A 12691-nucleotide genomic window follows, 5' to 3' on the forward strand; every position below is an offset into this window, starting at 1 on the left:
ACTAATTTTGGAATGGGATAATATAAAAATAGTAATTCGGATCTAATTCAATATAATTTACAATAACAAAAGGACGTGATAATTATGATTTATATACTAATTTTTCTTTTAGCAATAACTTTTATATTACCAATTGTATCGAAAAAAGTAGAAGCAAATCTTGAAATTTTTCTTTTTACTATTGGGGTATTAGCAGCTGTTACTTCCGGTGTAATAAACAAAACATTTTTACTAAGTATTGCTCAAAATAAATTCATGTATTTTATAGCTTTTGCTGTATTAATAGGTGGATTTTTGTTCAAAACACTAACTACCCATATAAACAAAGCATTAGAACATATTCTAAAACGTATTCCATTAAGAATTTTTATATTTTTATTAATAGTAATTATAGGGCTTTTGTCAAGCGTAATAACAGCAATTATAGCTGCCCTTCTATTAGTAGAAATAGTTAGTATACTCCCAATTAGCAGAAAAAATAAAATAAATATTAATATAATTGCTTGTTTTTCAATTGGACTAGGTGCGATATTAACCCCAATAGGGGAGCCATTATCTACAATTGTAGTTTCTAGGCTTGGTTTGAATTTTTGGTCGCTTTTAGATCAACTTGGTATTTATATTATTCCTGGTATAATAATACTTGGAATTATGGGAGCAGCTTATGGATCAAAGGAAAAGGGTAAAGCAGATAACGATGAAGAAATTGTTATAGGCGAAACAAACAAATTGATCATTATAAGGGCAATTAAAATTTTCCTATTCATTATTGCATTGGAGCTACTTGGAGAAGGATTTAAACCAATAATTGAGGCTTATATATTACCACTTGATACTCGTTATTTGTACTGGGTTAATATGTCCTCAGCAGTATTAGATAATGCAACACTTGCTGCAGCGGAAATAAGTGTTAAAATGTCACCAGAACAAATTAGGGCTGTGCTAATAGGATTGCTTGTCAGTGGAGGAATAATGATTCCAGGTAATATACCAAATATTATTTCTGCTGGTAAATTAAAAATTACAAGTAAAGAGTGGATTAAGGTAGGGGCTCCAATCGGAATTTCTATTATGTTAATATATTATGTTATTTTATTTGTAGTTTAGTGATTTTTGTATTTAAAAAGACCATTCATTTGTGCTAATATATATATTAGTGTAAATGGAGGGTCTTAATTTATATTAAGACCCTAATCACAGGCTATTGCTCGACTAATTCTATGTGTGAAAATTGAATTAATATAAATTTTATGGTATAATTTTATATAATATTTTAACAGTTGGACAAGCTAATGTTTGATTCATTATAACTTTTTACAAAAGGACGTGATAATAATGCTTTTTATATTAATTATTCTTTTAGTAGTAACCTTCGTGTTACCACTTATATCAAAAAAAGTAGAAGGTAATCTAGAAGTTTTTTTATTTACTATTGGATTATTAGCTTCTATTACTTCGGGTGTATTAAACAAAACATTTTTACTTAGTATTGCGCAAAATAAATTCATGTATTTTATAGCCTTTGCTGTATTAATAGGTGGATTTTTATTCAAAGCATTTAATAACCCTATAAAAATAGGATTAGAGCATGTTTTAAATCGTATTCCATTAAGGATTTTTGTGTTTTTGTTAGTAGTAATTATAGGGCTTTTATCAAGTGTAATAACAGCAATTATAGCTGCCCTTCTATTAGTAGAGATAGTTAGTATACTTCCAGTTAGTAGAAAAAATAAAATAAATATTAACATAATTTCTTGTTTTTCAATTGGAATTGGGTCAATATTAACTCCAATAGGTGAGCCATTATCCACAATTGTAGTTGCTAAACTTGGTTTGGGTTTTTGGGACCTTTTACATAGGCTTGGTATTTATATTATCCCCGGTATATTGATACTTGGTATTATTGGAGCGTTGTATGCTTCTCTAGACAAAACTAAAACAGTAAATGATGATGAAGAACTTGAAGATGAAACAAATAAATTGATTTTTATAAGAGCAATTAAAATTTTCTTATTCATAATAGCATTAGAGTTACTTGGAGAAGGATTTAGACCAATAATTGATAAATATATAATAACTCTAGATTATCATTATTTATATTGGGTTAATATGTCTTCAGCAGTATTAGATAATGCAACACTTGCAGCTGCAGAAATAAGTGTTAAAATGTCACAAGTACAAGTTGAAGCTGTGCTTCTTGGATTGCTTATTAGTGGAGGAATGATGATTCCAGGTAATATACCTAATATTATTTCTGCTGGTAAATTAAAAATTACAAGTAGCGAATGGATTAAATTGGGGGTTCCGTTAGGACTTATTATGATGGCTATATACTACGTTGTTTTGTTTGTAATATAAATTATTTAACAATTTCTAATAAAACAGATGAGAATAAATTATTCTCATCTGTTTTTATATTAAACTTAACTTAACTATATTAATATAAATGAGTATATACTAATTTTTTTGAATAATGTCGAATATATAAATAAAATTTAAAAAAATGTCAAATAATTTGTCGTTTGATGTAATTTAGTGTATAATAAGTGTATAAGATAGATTTCATGTAAGAATTATTTTTTCGGAGGATGGTATATATGAATAATATAAAAAGTGTTAAGTTAAGTATGGCTATATATAAATATATAAATCAAAGTAAAGTTTTAGAAAAAATTAAATATTATAAAAAAGAAGATATAATTAATATAGATGATAATTTTAAGATGAATTTAAAACAACGTTTTAGAGATTTAGATTTGTTAGCTGAAAAAGTTATTTAAAATAATTTTTACATAAAAAGGTATGATAAATTGATAATTTATCATACCTTTTTATGTTGTTAGAGTAATTTCTTAATGTTGAACAGTGAGTTTTGAACTAACCACGCTTGAGGAAAATATTTTCCGATTGTCCAATAACTTACCCCACCTAGATTGTATTTCGCAGCGGTCTTAAGCTTAGCATTCATACTTCTGGCATCTTCAAACCAAACTACATGTTCTTTTTTGTTAGCGTCGTAGTAATTAAAAAATGGAGCCTGGGAAGTATAGTCATATTTAATAGATGCAAATACTTTCCTTGCAAGATCTACCGCTTCCACATTGCCAAGTGCAGTAGCTTTAGTGCCTTTTACATACGGTAGTGTCCAATCATAACCATAATTAGGTATTCCCATAAAAATCTTTTTACTTGGAATTACGGTTACAGCATAATCAAGAATTTTTTTTACTTCGTTAATTGGAGAAACTGCAAGTGGTGGACCGGCAGTGTATCCCCATTCGTAAGTCATCAGTATAACATGGTTTGCGAGAGCTCCATGAACAGGGTAATCGTGAGCTTCATACAGTAAGCCTTTTATATCACCAGATGGTTTAGGTGCTAGGGCTGTAGTAACCGGATAGCCTAAGGGCCTTAGGGTAGTTACAGCTCTTCGTAGAAAGGTGTTGTAGTTTTCTCTATCTTTTGGGAAGATGTATTCTAAATCTATATCTAATCCATAATAATTTTTATCCTTTAATGTAGCCATTATGTTATTAAACAATTCATTTTGTACGGTTTTATTTGTGAGTATGGTATGAGCAAGGTTACTATCAAATCCACCACCTTCTTTTAGATTTGTAATAACCATCATAGGAGCTACCTTAGCTTTTCTAGCAGCCTCAATTAAAGGAACGTCATTTATGCCTTTTAGCGTTCCGTTAGGTTGTACTTGGTAACTAAATATACTTAGGTATGTTAGGTTTGGAAGAGTTTTTTCAAGAACATCCATATCTGTACCGGGAAGAGCATAAGCATTAACTTCGATAGAACCTAATTTTTGTGTTGATGGTGGTATATTAATAATCTGACCAGGGTAAATTATAATAGAACTATTAAGGATAGGATTTGAAGCATATAAATCTGCAATAGTTGTGCCATAGGCTTTAGCTATGCTATAAAGAGATTGACCAGGAAGAATTCTGTGTTTACGAGTACCTTGTAATATTACAAGTGTTTGTCCTACCACAAGTTCATTTGGGTTTGTAAGTTCATTATCATCAGCAATTTTATTGTATGGAACTCCATATAATTTCGAAATACCATATAAGCTTTCTCCATTTTTAACAACATGAATAATCAAAAAATCACACCTCATATATTAATATAATTCAATATATGCGGCCTAACACAAGTAGGTACTTAATATATTTAATTTTATAAAACATATTTTGTTAAAAATACTAAATTTTATTTAAAAACTTGATTTATATCCTTGAATAAACTAAAATTATTTTATGTTGTTTTACAAAATGATATAATGAAAGATAGCTTGTATTTATATCTAAAATAGGTAAATGCGAGGAGTAAATCAATTAATAATTATTTTGCATCAGATATAAATAAGGAGGAATATTAATGGAAAAAGTTTTATCTTTAGATCTAAGCAAAACAGTTCCATATTTAAATGAACATGAAATATCTTATCTTCAACCAATGGTGTCTACTGCACACAAAATGTTAACAGAAAAAACAGGTGCAGGAAGTGATTTTTTAGGATGGATAGACCTTCCTGTAAATTATGACAAAGCTGAATTTGCAAGAATAAAAAAAGCAGCAGAAAAAATAAAAGGTAATTCTGAAATTCTAATAGTAATTGGAATAGGTGGATCATATCTAGGAGCTAGAGCAGCTATAGAAACATTATGCCATAGCTTTCATAATAGTTTATCAAGTGATAAAAGAAAATCTCCTGCAATATATTTTGCTGGAAATAATATAAGTTCTACATATATGGCAGATTTAATTGATGTTATAGAAGGAAAAGATTTTTCTGTAAATATAATATCAAAATCTGGAACTACAACAGAGCCAGCTATTGCTTTTAGAATATTCAAAGAGTTATTAGAGAAAAAATACGGAAAAGAAGGAGCAAAAGAAAGAATTTTTGCGACTACTGATAAGGCTCGTGGAGCCCTAAAAAAATCAGCAGATGTAGCAGGGTATGAAACTTTTGTAATTCCAGATGATATAGGAGGAAGATTCTCAGTACTAACAGCAGTAGGTCTTTTACCAATAGCAGCAGCAGGAATTAATATTGATGAGATGATGAAGGGTGCAGCAGATGCAAGAGAAATATATAACGACGACGATATAAACAAAAATGATTGTTATAAATATGCAGCAGCTAGAAATGCATTATATAGAAAAGGCAAAGTTACAGAAATTTTAGTAAACTATGAGCCAGCACTTCAATACTTCGGTGAGTGGTGGAAACAACTTTGTGGTGAAAGTGAAGGAAAAGATCAAAAAGGAATATTCCCAGCATCCGTTAATTTTTCTACAGATCTACATTCTATGGGACAATATATTCAAGAAGGCGTAAGAAACATATTTGAAACAGTTATAAATGTTGAAAAGCCAAGAAGAGAAGTTGTAGTAAATAAGGAAAGCGGAGATTTAGATGGATTAAACTTTCTAGCAGGTAAAACTATGGACTTTGTTAATAAAAAAGCTTTTGAGGGAACAGTACTTGCTCATAATGATGGAGATGTACCTAATATTATTTTAAACGTGCCAGCGTTAAGTGCATATAATTTTGGACATATGGTTTACTTTTTTGAAAAGGCTTTGGCGATAAGCGGATATTTATCAGGCGTGAATCCTTTTGATCAACCAGGAGTTGAAGCATACAAGAAAAATATGTTTGCTCTTCTTGGAAAAGCAGGATATGAAGATATTAAAGCAGAACTTGAAAAAAGACTTTAAAAAATGAGACAAATTATATGAGAATTATTGTAGATGCAGATGGATGCCCCGGTAAACAGTTAATAGAAAAGGCAGCTAAGGATAGCTCTATAGAGCTTATTATGTTTTGTGATATTAATCATGTACTTAGTAGTGATTACGCCTCAATAAGATATGTAGATAGTGGGTTTCAAACTGTTGATATGAAAGTAGCTAATGAGGCAAAGTCAAAGGATATAGTAATTACTCAAGATTTTGGAGTAGCTGCTATGGTTTTAGCTAAAGGCTCATATGCTATTGGGCCTAAGGGACATATATATGATGATAACAATATTGATAAATTATTGTTTGAGAGGCACTTGTCTGGTAAATTAAGACGGAGTGGTGGTAAAACCTTCGGTCCTAAAAAACGAACAAGTGAAGATGATGATAAGCTTTATAACAATTTAATTAAACTTATTTTGAAAGCTAATCAATAACATTAGGTAATTTGTTCGTGAAATTTAAAATATAGGAAATAGCTAGTAGCGGAAGTTACTGGCTATTTTTTTGTCACTTTTAAAATGACAAATATTAACAATAAAAACTATGAAAATTATAAAACATCAATTATTAATTGATGTTTATGTCTATAAATAAGAGAAAAAAAATGGAATACGCTATGTTACAAATAATGGAAATATAGTATAATATTTATTATAGAGATTAATTTTAGAAGAATAACTTGTAGTAAATGCATATTTATAAAGGTGGGTAAATTTAAATGAATGAAATGAATATATTGTTTAGTTTAGATGATGCCAAGCAAGAATATAAAGGGATTGAAATCAGTGTTGAAAATGAATTAGAGAATAATTTAGACTATAAATTTCTTGTAGGCCTTAATGGAACCTGGAATACTTTAAAGAAATCAAGTGGGACAAGTGTTGCTATTTGGAAGCCAGAGGTGGATGGGAAGTACTCTATAATGGTACAAGCTAAAAGAAAAGAAAGTAATAAACCCTTTGATTTTATGTCAAGGACAGACTACCTAGTTGGAGAGGTATATGAGAAGCTAATTAAGGATATTTACATAGACAAGATGGAAATAATGGTAGGAGAAAAAATCACCTTAACAGTAGATACAATTAATGTACCTATTATGTATAGATACTGGGTACATGAAAGGGATGATTGGCAACTTCTAGCGGATTATTCACCAGAAAATATAATGACATGGACTTCCAAATACTCTGGAGAAAAAGAGTTCTTGGTAGAATGCAAGAATATAAATTCTAAGAATATGTTTGATGATTCAATGAAGATACGATTTAATGTACAAGCTATACAAGCTTTAGAAATTATGAACTTTAAATGTTTAACTGAGAGCATATTAGAAGGAACGGAAATAGTTTTTGAGGTGGAGGCAAAGTATGAGGATAATAGGAGGGTTTTATATAAATTTGTAAAAATCGATCTTAAGGGAAATAGAAGTTGTATACAAGATTATTCAACTAAGAAATTAGTTAGATATGTTGAAACTAATAGGGGCAATTATAAGTTATTATGTATGGCTAAGGATATGTTTTCTCTTAAGGAATTTGATGATAGAGCATTAATTTTTTATAATGTAGATCCATATGAAGAAATAGGGAAAGAAGCTGTGAAGATCGATGATATAATAATAAACAAGAACGATACTGTACTAATTGGTGAGCGAATTCATTTAACAGTTAAAGCAACAGGAGGGGACTCTTTAAGATACAGTTTTGTAGTTTTTAAGGATGAGAAAGAGACAGAAAAGATAGAATTTGGTATAAATGATTTTGTAGATTTTACTCCAGAGGAAAGTGGAAATTTTAAACTCGAGGTAAGGGTAAAAGATAAATATTCAAAGAGTGAATTTGATACAAGCAAAAGTGTATATATTAAAGCATTAGAATGTATTCCAGCTAAAATAGATTATGTTCTAATGGATAAAAATAAATATTATATGTCTTGCGATATTATTCCTGTGCAAGTAATATGTGAAAATACAAGTGATACACTTATAAATTATGTTTTAAAAATAGATGATAAAGTAGTTGAACAAACAAGTTTTATAAAATATAAAAATTATGAACTTAAACCAAAATGTAGTGGAAGTTATGCAATAGAAATACTTGTAAAAAATAAATTGAGTACAAGAGCGTATGATAGTAGAAAAGAGGTTAAAATAGAAGTGCATAAGACTTTGCCTATAACAGATACAAAGATTTTATATGATAATGAAAATTTAACGGTTAATGAGACCATAACATTTAAATCTCAAAGTATGGGTGGCAAGGATGTTGTATATGAGTTTTATCTTATGAAAAAAGGAAACTGGTGCTTAGTACAAAAATTTAGCAAAAAAGATGACTATAGCTTTATACCTTTCCATAAGGGGATATACAAAATGTTAGTATTGTCAAAAAGCTTCTATAAGAGTATTTCGTATGAAGATTATGATATAATAGAGATTGAAGTTAAAGAATAAATTTAAAACAGCTTTTAAAGCTGTTTTTTTATAATTAAAATACTTTATACTAATTATACAGCTCCACAGGAGATGATTAACAGCGACCTAGGAGATGGTTTAACTAAAATATAAAGAACTAGTTGAGGAGATGAATGATAATGGACAGAATAGATAAGATATTGTCAAACTTAGGTCATGGAACAAGAAAGGAAGTAAAGGCATTACTTAAGAAAAAAAAGGTGGAGGTTGATGGAGTAATAGCAACTGACAGTGCTATGAAAGTAGATCCAGAGAAGGCTGTAATAAAGGTATCAGGTGATGAAATTAACTATAGAAAATACATATATTTAGTTATGAATAAACCATCAGGGGTGGTTTCAGCAACTGTAGATAGAAATGACGAGACTGTAATTGATTTAATTGATGAGCAGTACCGTGCGTTTAAACCATTTCCTATAGGAAGACTTGATAAAGATACAGTAGGATTACTTCTAATTACTAATGATGGTGAATTAAATCATAAATTAATTGCACCTAAAAACCATGTAGATAAAGTATATTATGCAGAAATAAATAAATTTATAGATGCAAGTGACATAAATACCTTTAAGAAAGGCGTTGTAATAGACGACGGATATAAATGTATGCCAGCAGAACTAGAGGTGTTAACTGCAAATGAAAATGGATCAGAGGTAATGGTTACTATTCAAGAAGGTAAATTTCATCAGGTGAAAAGAATGTTTGAGAGTGTAAATAAAAATGTTATGTTTTTAAGAAGAGTTAGTTTTGGACCGTTAAAATTAGATGAAGATTTAGTTGAAGGTCAATGTAGAGAATTGTCGGAAGATGAGATAAATCTATTAAAACAGATATAACTTAATTGGAAATAGTATAACATATGACAAAAATGAACAAATTATGAATTGAATTTATATGTTTTACAAATTATTTATAATGAAATTTGTGGAAAACACTTGCAAACATTGGCGAAATTTAATATAATTAAGAAGTAAAGATAAATAGAAAGATAAATAGCCCCCTTTTTATTTGTTATAAAACAGCCCAACCCCAAGGGCTGTTTTATTTTATGAAAAAAAGTCAATTTTGTGAAGAAATTTTAATATAATATGTTTAAGCAAAACACCCGCATTAAATATAACTATTTAATGGGGGCATTTTTTATGAAGATTAGGGAAGTATATAACCACATAGTATATACTAGATGTGTTTTTTAGATTATAATAAAGTGAGCAATTATAGAAATATATGAATAAATTAGCACTATAACATTAAAAACCGGAACGATAATAATAATTTTTAGAATGATTTGTAAATACATTAGTATAAAAATTATGTTGATATAAAAATTAAGTCGGTATAAAAATCAAAACATGCAGAAATTAAATAGGAGGAAACCTAATGGATATAAAAGAAACTTTAATAAGTCTTATGACAGAGCAAGCATACAAACCTATGAATACAGCAGAACTATCTAGAATATTTGATATAAAAAAGAAAGATATTAAAGGCTTTGCAGCTTTATTATCTGAAATGGAGAAGGCTGGTGATGTAGTTAGATCAAAAGCTGAATATTATGGAATACCAGAGAAGATGGGTCTTGTAGTTGGTAAATTTCAAGGTCATCAAAGAGGGTTTGGATTTGTAATACCAGAAACAGAAAGACCAGATGTATTTATTCCAGCAGATAATGTAAACGGAGCAATGAATGGCGACAAGGTTCTTGCAAAAGTTTTAAAAGAGGAAAATAATGGGAAGAAATGCGAAGGCGAAATTGCAAAAGTAATAGAAAGATCTAATAAGACGATAATAGGAACTTATCAGGATAGTAGCAATTTTGGTTTTGTAGTAGCTGATGATAAGAGAATTGCTCAAGATATATTTATTCCTAAATCGGAAAGACTTGGTGCAAAAACAGGTCAAATAGTAATAGCTGAAATAACTCAGTGGCCAGAACAAAAAAGAAACCCTGAGGGGAAAATTATCGAAATCCTTGGTAACAAAGGTGACGCAGGTATTGATATATTATCTATAATTAAGAAACATAAACTACCAGAGGAATTTCCAGAAGCTGTTGAAGCTTATACAGAAAACATATCTGATGAAATTCCAAAAGAAGAATATACAAGAAGAAAAGATTTAAGGGACCTACGTATGGTAACTATAGATGGTGAGGATGCTAAAGACCTAGATGACGCTGTATCTATTGAGCTACTAGAAAATGGTAACTATCGTTTAGGAGTTCATATAGCGGATGTTTCGAACTTTGTTAAGGACAAAAATCCTTTAGACAAAGAAGCTTTGAAAAGAGCAACTTCAGTATACTTAATTGATAGGGTTATACCAATGCTTCCTAAAAAATTATCAAATGGAGTTTGTAGTTTAAACCCTAAAGTTGATAGGTTAGCACTTACTTGTTTTATGGAGATAGATAAAAACGGAAAACATGTAGATCATGAAATAGTTGAAAGTATTATAAAAACTAATGAGAGAATGACTTATACTGACGTTACGAAAATACTTACTGATAAGGACGAAGAAGTAATTAAAAGATATGACTATTTATATGAAGACTTTAAACATATGGAAGAGTTATGTGCCATTCTTAACAAAAACAGAATGAATAGGGGCGCTATAGATTTTGATTTTACTGAGTGTAAAATAATATTAAATGAAAATGGAAAACCTATAGATATCGTACCTTATGAAAGAGGTATTGCAAATAGAGTAATAGAAGAATTTATGTTAGCGGCTAATGAAACTATAGCTGAACATTTTTTCTGGCTAAACGTACCATTTGTATATAGAATTCATGAGGATCCAGATGAAGAAAAACTAATGCGTTTTAGTGAATTTGCACATAATTTAGGATACGCTGTAAAGTGGGGTAAGGAAGTTCATCCTAGAATGCTTCAGGATATATTAGGAAAGGTTAAAGGGCAGAAAGAAGAAATGGTAGTAAGCACACTTCTTCTCCGTTCTATGATGAAAGCAAAATATTCATCAGAATGTAGTGGTCATTTTGGTTTAGCTGCTAAGTATTATTGTCACTTCACATCACCAATTAGAAGATATCCAGATTTAATGATCCATAGGATAATTAAAGAGGTTCTAAATGGAGGGTTGAGTGATGCAAGAATAGAAAGATTAAAAAAGGAAGTCGAAATTGCTGCTAAACAATCATCAGATATGGAAAGAGTAGCCATGGAAGCTGAGAGAGACGTTGATGACTTAAAGAAAGCAGAATACATGAATGAGAGAGTTGGTCAAGAATTTGATGGTATTATTTCATCAGTAACTAATTTTGGATTATTTGTTGAACTCCCTAATACTGTAGAAGGTTTAGTTCATATGACTACCTTAGATGATGATTATTATGTCTTTGATGAAAGACACTTAACCCTTATTGGAGAGAGAACTAAGAAAATGTACAAATTAGGAGAAGAGGTAAGAATCATAGTTAGTAAAGTTGATCTAACTTCTCATGAGGTTTATTTCGATATAATTAAAGACGAGGATGAGCATGAAGAAGGCTCAGATGATTATTCAGTTAGTCAATTAAATGAACTTATAAAGGATGATTCAACAAAGGAAGAAGAGTAGATTATTAAAATAATCTCGATAGAAGAATAAAAAATATAAGAGAGGAAAAATTTTCTCTCTTATAGATTATATATGGATTATTTTGTTAAAACACTCTGCATATTCTTGAAATAAGACACAATATATAGTATAATGATACTTATTAAACATAATAATATAAAAAATTCTTACGCTATATTAATAAGAATAAAGTAGGTGAAGTTATGATAAAGAAGACAGAAAACAAGACGCTCGCACAAAATAAAAAAGCAAGACATGATTATTTTGTAGAGGAAGCAATGGAAGCTGGTATAGAGCTTGTTGGTACAGAAGTGAAATCCATTAGAGCTGGTAAAGCAAACTTAAAAGATAGTTTTGCAGATGTTATAAATGGAGAAGTATTCGTTAAAAACATGCATATAGGCCATTATGAGAATGGAAATCAGTTTAATGTTGATCCATTGAGACCCAGAAGGTTATTGCTTCATAAAGAACAAATACTTAAACTAGGGTTATTCACGGCTCAAAAAGGTTATACACTAGTTCCATTATCTCTTTATCTTAAAGATACTAAGGTAAAAGTTAATCTTGGTGTTGTTCGTGGTAAGAAGGATTATGATAAGAGAGATGCAATGCTAGAAAAAGATGCTAAGAGAGATATGGATAGACAGATAAAAGAAAGAATGAGATAAATTCTAATAATGTACTTAGATTCCATGATATTAGCACTTGATAAAGAATATAATATGGTGTATTATTAGGACTATAGTCAGTAACATAGTAAAGAACTTAAGGTTACTATCTAATTGATATATGAGTTACAAATAATTAGAAAATATAGATTTGCGTTATATATGTAATAATGATTTTATATTATTACAGTGCAAA

At 29.6% G+C, this 12691-nt stretch carries 10 protein-coding genes; 9 read left to right on the forward strand and 1 reads right to left on the reverse strand.

The features are described from left to right. The first annotated feature begins 84 nt into the window (after nucleotides 1-84). The 3 genes from KPL44_RS08270 (at nucleotide 85) to KPL44_RS08280 (ending at nucleotide 2780) form a co-directional block, all read left to right on the forward strand. Complete coding sequence (locus KPL44_RS08270) at nucleotides 85-1107, forward strand: DUF1646 family protein (protein WP_216248646.1); 1023 nt, start codon at nucleotides 85-87, stop codon at nucleotides 1105-1107. A 228-nt stretch (nucleotides 1108-1335) separates the two neighbouring features. After that, nucleotides 1336-2358: a DUF1646 family protein gene (locus KPL44_RS08275; protein ID WP_216248648.1), complete on the forward strand. Its 1023-nt coding sequence runs from the start codon at nucleotides 1336-1338 to the stop codon at nucleotides 2356-2358. Nucleotides 2359-2597: 239 nt separating this feature from the next. Further along, nucleotides 2598-2780, forward strand: coding sequence for a hypothetical protein (locus KPL44_RS08280; protein WP_216248650.1), 183 nt, complete (start codon nucleotides 2598-2600; stop codon nucleotides 2778-2780). A 59-nt stretch (nucleotides 2781-2839) separates the two neighbouring features. Here the strand turns inward: KPL44_RS08280 and KPL44_RS08285 are convergent, their stop codons facing one another. Then, nucleotides 2840-4120: a glycosyl hydrolase family 18 protein gene (locus KPL44_RS08285; RefSeq protein WP_216249010.1), complete on the reverse strand. Its 1281-nt coding sequence runs from the start codon at nucleotides 4118-4120 to the stop codon at nucleotides 2840-2842. Between the two features lie 275 nt (nucleotides 4121-4395). On the opposite strand from KPL44_RS08285, the gene KPL44_RS08290 reads away from it, so the two are divergent. From KPL44_RS08290 to smpB, 6 genes are all read left to right on the forward strand, one after another. After that, nucleotides 4396-5745 carry a glucose-6-phosphate isomerase gene (locus tag KPL44_RS08290; protein WP_216248652.1) on the forward strand — a complete coding sequence of 450 codons (1350 nt, stop codon included), beginning with the start codon at nucleotides 4396-4398 and terminating at the stop codon, nucleotides 5743-5745. Between the two features lie 17 nt (nucleotides 5746-5762). Further along, nucleotides 5763-6203, forward strand: a complete 441-nt coding sequence (locus KPL44_RS08295; RefSeq protein ID WP_216248653.1) for a YaiI/YqxD family protein — start codon at nucleotides 5763-5765, stop codon at nucleotides 6201-6203. Between the two features lie 284 nt (nucleotides 6204-6487). Continuing rightward, complete coding sequence (locus KPL44_RS08300) at nucleotides 6488-8221, forward strand: triple tyrosine motif-containing protein (protein WP_216248655.1); 1734 nt, start codon at nucleotides 6488-6490, stop codon at nucleotides 8219-8221. 140 nt (nucleotides 8222-8361) lie between these two features. Next, nucleotides 8362-9078: a 16S rRNA pseudouridine(516) synthase gene (locus KPL44_RS08305; protein ID WP_216248656.1), complete on the forward strand. Its 717-nt coding sequence runs from the start codon at nucleotides 8362-8364 to the stop codon at nucleotides 9076-9078. A gap of 544 nt (nucleotides 9079-9622) precedes the next feature. Next, entirely contained in the window at nucleotides 9623-11824 is a 2202-nt protein-coding gene (gene rnr, locus KPL44_RS08310) for a ribonuclease R (protein ID WP_216248669.1), read from the forward strand. 203 nt (nucleotides 11825-12027) lie between these two features. Next, on the forward strand, nucleotides 12028-12495 hold the full coding sequence (gene smpB, locus KPL44_RS08315) for an SsrA-binding protein SmpB (protein WP_171299164.1): 468 nt from the start codon (nucleotides 12028-12030) through the stop codon (nucleotides 12493-12495). Nucleotides 12496-12691: the final 196 nt, after the last annotated feature.

Source organism: Clostridium sp. DSM 17811 (genome assembly GCF_018861905.1).
Classification (GTDB): domain Bacteria; phylum Bacillota; class Clostridia; order Clostridiales; family Clostridiaceae; genus Clostridium_AD; species Clostridium_AD frigoriphilum.

Coding starts and splice junctions, on each gene's coding strand:
- KPL44_RS08270 (WP_216248646.1), top strand. CDS start 85: ATGATTTATATACTAATTTTTCTTTTAGCAATAACTTTTATATTACCA.
- KPL44_RS08275 (WP_216248648.1), top strand. CDS start 1,336: ATGCTTTTTATATTAATTATTCTTTTAGTAGTAACCTTCGTGTTACCA.
- KPL44_RS08280 (WP_216248650.1), top strand. CDS start 2,598: ATGAATAATATAAAAAGTGTTAAGTTAAGTATGGCTATATATAAATAT.
- KPL44_RS08290 (WP_216248652.1), top strand. CDS start 4,396: ATGGAAAAAGTTTTATCTTTAGATCTAAGCAAAACAGTTCCATATTTA.
- KPL44_RS08295 (WP_216248653.1), top strand. CDS start 5,763: ATGAGAATTATTGTAGATGCAGATGGATGCCCCGGTAAACAGTTAATA.
- KPL44_RS08300 (WP_216248655.1), top strand. CDS start 6,488: ATGAATGAAATGAATATATTGTTTAGTTTAGATGATGCCAAGCAAGAA.
- KPL44_RS08305 (WP_216248656.1), top strand. CDS start 8,362: ATGGACAGAATAGATAAGATATTGTCAAACTTAGGTCATGGAACAAGA.
- rnr (WP_216248669.1), top strand. CDS start 9,623: ATGGATATAAAAGAAACTTTAATAAGTCTTATGACAGAGCAAGCATAC.
- smpB (WP_171299164.1), top strand. CDS start 12,028: ATGATAAAGAAGACAGAAAACAAGACGCTCGCACAAAATAAAAAAGCA.